General features: G+C 26.8%; 5 protein-coding genes. 3 read left to right on the top strand and 2 right to left on the bottom strand.

Features of this window, described 5'->3' with window-relative positions; translation table 11 throughout:
• A partial coding sequence (locus tag ACFP1Z_RS33430; RefSeq protein ID WP_390321835.1) for a DUF2341 domain-containing protein occupies positions 1-1,347 on the top strand: 1,347 nt, incomplete at its 5' end.
• Between the two features lie 9 nt (positions 1,348-1,356).
• Entirely contained in the window at positions 1,357-3,306 is a 1,950-nt protein-coding gene (locus ACFP1Z_RS33425; protein WP_344332979.1) for a hypothetical protein, read from the top strand.
• On the opposite strand, the gene ACFP1Z_RS33420 is transcribed toward ACFP1Z_RS33425, so the two are convergent.
• Both ACFP1Z_RS33420 and ACFP1Z_RS33415 read right to left on the bottom strand, forming a co-directional pair.
• Positions 3,307-3,783, bottom strand: coding sequence for a class I SAM-dependent methyltransferase (locus ACFP1Z_RS33420; RefSeq protein WP_198968541.1), 477 nt, complete (start codon positions 3,781-3,783; stop codon positions 3,307-3,309).
• Positions 3,780-4,613 (bottom strand): hypothetical protein, encoded by an 834-nt coding sequence (locus ACFP1Z_RS33415; protein ID WP_344332972.1) that lies wholly within the window; start codon positions 4,611-4,613, stop codon positions 3,780-3,782. The genes ACFP1Z_RS33420 and ACFP1Z_RS33415 overlap by 4 nt, the downstream gene beginning before the upstream one ends.
• A 131-nt stretch (positions 4,614-4,744) precedes the next feature.
• Between ACFP1Z_RS33415 and ACFP1Z_RS33410 the strand changes: the two genes are divergently transcribed.
• Positions 4,745-5,350 carry a hypothetical protein gene (locus ACFP1Z_RS33410; protein ID WP_198968543.1) on the top strand — a complete coding sequence of 202 codons (606 nt, stop codon included), beginning with the start codon at positions 4,745-4,747 and terminating at the stop codon, positions 5,348-5,350.
• The last annotated feature ends 99 nt before the right edge of the window (positions 5,351-5,449 follow it).

Here is a 5,449-nt window from a genome sequence, read left to right as displayed (position 1 = left end):
ACTATAAAAAAGCAAATAGAAGTATTAATTCCTAATTTAATTTCTAAAATTGTAATTCCTAACGTCATAGCCGGCACACAATTTATATTTTCTGGAAATTCGAATTTAGCACAACTAACATCTCAATATTTACAATCTGGATATCTTCAAACTTGGAGAAGTATAACATTACAAAATTTAGGAAATAATTCAATTCAAATAAATAATTCGATTTATTTAATGCCTAAACAATGTTTGAAAATTACAGTTTCAAATCCGCAAGAAGTACAAATTTCAGCACAAAATCCTACTTTGGTAAGTGAATTAATTGAATTTGGTGCAATACTAATTACTGCTTATACAATTACAATTACAAATTCTCAACCTGATCCAACTTCAAGTCCATTTCAACAATTGCTAATTTTGAATTTATCAAACATAATTTCTAGTCCTTCACAATTACTTAATTTACAATTTTGCTTAGATTCTCAGTGTCAAACGCCATTATATGCTTGGATTGAAAGTTATAATTCCAATTTATCAAACGTTTATATCTGGATTAATTTACCAATTTCAATTCCCGCAAATTCTTCAATTACAATTTATATGTTTGTAAGAAATTCAATTCAATATCCTTATACTGGACTGAGATCGGATTTATCTCAGACTTATGCACAATATGATAATGGAAAAAATGTATTCTTAATTTATTTTAACGGAAATGAACCATTATCAAATTTTGATACTTTTGGAAATACAATTCAACAAATTTCTACAACTGGGCCATTAGGAAATCAAATAAATGCAATATATTTATCTGGATATTCAAATAATGTTGGATTTGTTTATATTGGAAAAAGTGTACCAAATCAACCAGTAATTGCAGAATCTTCAACAATAGACCTAGGAAATCAAGCTGGAGGATTAGGAGCTAATAACGGTATGGCGGGAATTGCAGATAATACAAATACATCTTCTATAAATGCAATTGGAGTAACTATGGGATATAGTAACTCATATTTTTCTCAATCATATTATATAAATGGCAGTGAAACTAATGATTTAAATCAACAAGGTAGTGCAGTTTCACAGTGGGTTTATGCATGGGTTTATTATTACGGATCTTCAGCTAGTTCATGGTATGGATGTATAGCTCCACAATTCTATAGTTCTGCCGGCGGATATTGTGGAACAGTTAATAATAACCCACTTTCTAGTTCTACACAATTATATTTAAGTGCTATTGGTTCTGTTAGCTCAGGCTTTTGGTGGCAAACAGCTTGGAATTTCATGAGAATGAGGACTTATCCGCCTAACGGCGTAATGCCGTCTAACACAAATCCTCAATTAACTGCAATTTATAGTTAGTGATCTAGAATGTCTTCTAATCTAGTTACTACTAGTTCATCAACTCAATCATTAACTCAATCATCAAATCAATATTCATATCCAATATCAACTTGTTATCCAATTACTTCATTTAGTAAATTACTGAATAAAATAGCGAAACAATCTTTAATTTCTTCACAACTTTGGAATGAAATAGTTCAAGATCTTTATACTGCATACTCAGTTTACAAATATATAAATACTTCATTTCAATATCTATTACAATATCAATTTTCATATGGAAATATATATACTCTTTATGATTTATTTAAAGATATGTATTTTTATATTTCAAATTTAAAGCCATATCCATTTATTCCATTAATTCAAGCTAGACCTGGACTGCCTTTAACTATAGAATATATGAATAATTTAATAAAAGCAATTATAAAATTAGCAAATGAAAATAATATAGCATTAGCAAAATCTTTAAACTTTGTTCAGCCTAATGAAATTGTTAAATCTAGAAAATTTAACGATATCATATACACAGTTAAACAATTCCTAACTTTTGATTTTAATACTTATTTTCTATTAGATTGTTATGGTTCAATATTCAGTAATTTAGTAAATTCAAAATCGGCATTTTTAAATGTATTAATTTATAATCTTCAATATCCTATTAATGCTAATAATACATATATCAAAAATTTGATTATATATCAATTAGATAATACTATATATCTTAATGGTTATTCAATTATTAATGATTTTCTAATTGGAACAAATAATGGAACTATTGTTTTAAATGATAACGCAATTATAGAAAATTTAATATGTAGACAAAATTATGGAGAAATATTGATAAATGGAAATGCAATTATAATAAATAATAAATGTTTTACAGCATTATTTTCAACTACACTTCAACAAACACTTCCAGATTCCATTTCCTTAAATGCTAGATACTTCTTACCTCCGAATAAAATAGTATTTCAATTAACTCCAGGAAGCACAGGTGATTACGCAGTATTAATAAATCCAGATGGTTCTGTTTCTGTATTACCTGATAATACTACGATAAATTCCAATACAGATTACAGTAATATAACCGGTTATTCTACGGTACCTGGTCTTATTGCATTTGGAGGCGGAGAAGAAGCTTATAATCCTTGGTCTCCATGTGCGGAACCATGTTCACCATATGTCGCATTTTACAATACTTCAACTCAACAATTGTCAATTTTCAAAATTCCTGGTGGAAGTTGTGATAATATGAATACTTCATCAATTGTTAAAGGTAATAGTAATGATATAATAGCAATAGGTGGCGCTAACCCAGGATCTTTAACTGGTGGAACTGGATATGTAATTTTTAACTCATCATTATCACCATATTTATATGGAACATTTGCACTTACAGATTCAGCTGGTAATTCGTTATATTTATATAGAATGCCCAAAATAACTGTTGGAAACAATCTTTATTTAATAGCTGGAATTAATAATTCTAATACTATTGCAATAGAATATGTTCCATTACAACTTCTATATACCAACGGGCATAGTTATGCTAATGTATTATGTAACAGTGAAACTATAACTCCAAATTATATAACAACTATTACAAATGATTTTAACTATGAAGGAATATTATCTATATATACAGACGGTACAAATATTTATTTTGTATATTATTCAACTAATGGATATGTAAAATTAGTAATATTTGACACATTCACGAATACTGTCATATCTATTAAACAATTAATTCAATTATCAAATAATAGTTCAACTTTTACTATCGCTAACGGATACGTATATGTATCCGTACAACAAACGAATTCATTTACTGTATATAAATTTGATTTAAATGGAAATTTAATAACATCAAAAAGTTTTACAGGAACTGGATTTATAGATATGAATGGATATATAGTACAGTTTACAAATGGACTAAATGCAGGTTCTAAAATTTTAGTTTATCCGCCGTTCTAATCATAATTTACAAAATACAAATTCTCTATTATCATCAGTTATAAAAGTTAGAATTGTTCCATATAATTTTCTCAACAAATCAAATCTATTCTCTGTCCAATCATGAATTGCTATACAATATTGTTTGTACTTTTGTAATTTAGAAAAATCTAGATTTTTTTCGCAACCTTCACAATCCATAATGAAAATATCACTGTCAGGATATTCGTTACTTTTCCATTCCTCATGAATTTCAACTTTATCACAAATCTTGAATTCTTTACAAATTTTTTCTTTAAAAATTTGATTTAGTTTCTCTTCTTTTTCAAATCCAATTATCTTTTTAGCACCTTTTAAAAGAAAATATAAAGCAGAACTACCACAGTCATTACCAATTATTGTAATTGTTTTATCTTTAACATCTAATTTTGAATAAGCATATTCGAATTCTCTCCAATAACAACACTGTAATTTACAAAAATAATCATCAAAATTCATGTTTGAACTACCTCAAATAGAGCATAAACTTTACATTTTCCAGTTGCCCAAGCGTAAACATTAGCTGGATTTCTAACATGAAATTCTAAACTATCACCGGGCAAGATTGGAAAACTGTTGTACAATTGATTACCAATATAAACTACATAATTACTCAAATTCTGGAGAATTATCCTAACAGTTTCTAATGTTGAACCGCTATAAAGTGGAGAAGGAACTGTCGATAAATTAATTTGTAAACCTTCTATAGTTGGAGGAGATAAATATAATGTTAATTTATTTAAAGTATTAGCTAATCCGACAGTAGCTAAATAGAAATATGTAAATGTATAAGCTACAAAATCTGCAATTTGATAAAGTGTAATTGTTGTAGATTTTTGTAATTGTTTAACTTGTGAAACTAAAGAATAAAATAAATCAGAAACAGATTTATAAATTAAATCTGAAATAGTTCTATATAAATTTGTATATAAATCATATGAAATTTGTTTTGGTAATTTAGAAATAGAATAATAAAGTTGTTGATTTGAATATAGAATTTGATTTATTTGTTGATTTGCAGTTGAGATAAATCCAGCTATATAAATTGGATCTTGTTCTGTAAGAACTGGTTGACCAGAAACATAGACTTCATTTTTGAAAAATCCAGCTAATGCATTTACGCTATTCGGGATATATAAATTTCCATTTTGTAGAATTGAAGTTAATGAATTTCCACCGGTTTCATAGAGTTGATATAGAAGTAATGTAGCAGTGTTCCACATGCTAGAAGTTAGTCTTTGGAATGGACTAGCTAAAAGTGAAGAAATTGAAGTATAAGTTACACTCATACAATTTTAATAAGTAATTGACTAAAATAAAGTGTCACATCTTATAATTCATATAATAAATATAATGTATATAGTTTGTTCTCATTTAGATCATTTAAAATTAAAATATGTCATATTGTTTAGAAATTATTATGAAAATTTTCACTTTTGTTGGATTTACAAAACATTTAGATGAACTAGATTTTGATTACGTAGTAGTCGATAAAACTTTTAATGATATAACTGAAGAACAAATTAAGAAATATCAAGAAAAAATAATTTGGAACGAAACGAATACGGATATTAGATGGTTAAGAATTGCAAAACAATTATTAACAATTGTAAATTTTGCAAAAAATATAGAAGATGATATAATTGCAATTATTGATAGTGATTTAATTATACCAAATTTGAGACAAATTATTCCAAATGAAAGAATTTTTATTCCTTGCTATTGGCTTTATTATTCCTGGGCAAATGAAATTAGACCATTTTGCAGTGGTACAAATTATATTTTCAGAAAATCATTATTACCATATTTGGAATATACAATAAATACATATATAGAAAATGAATATTATAAAGAAATACCAGTTGACATATTTATTCATAATTTTGTTCCGCATATGAACATATTAAAATTAGGAACTATTCATTATGTAAAAACTCCAGATAGAGAAATAAAAATGGAATTTAGATATGAAGATATTCCACAAATTTTCAAACATATTCCTGAATTTGTACTTTTGATAGGTTGATCTGGAAATGCAAACAACTATTTTCTATGTTTATCCTCAACACCACGACGTTTCATTCAAATTTGTAGCTCAAGAACATGTGAAAATGCTAAGAGAGAA

It is taken from the genome of Streptomyces gamaensis (assembly GCF_042656465.1).
In the GTDB taxonomy this organism is placed as follows: Bacteria; Actinomycetota; Actinomycetes; order Streptomycetales; family Streptomycetaceae; genus Streptomyces; species Streptomyces gamaensis.
Note: the sequence above shows the minus strand (reverse complement) of the source record. Positions and strands in the feature narration are given on the sequence as shown.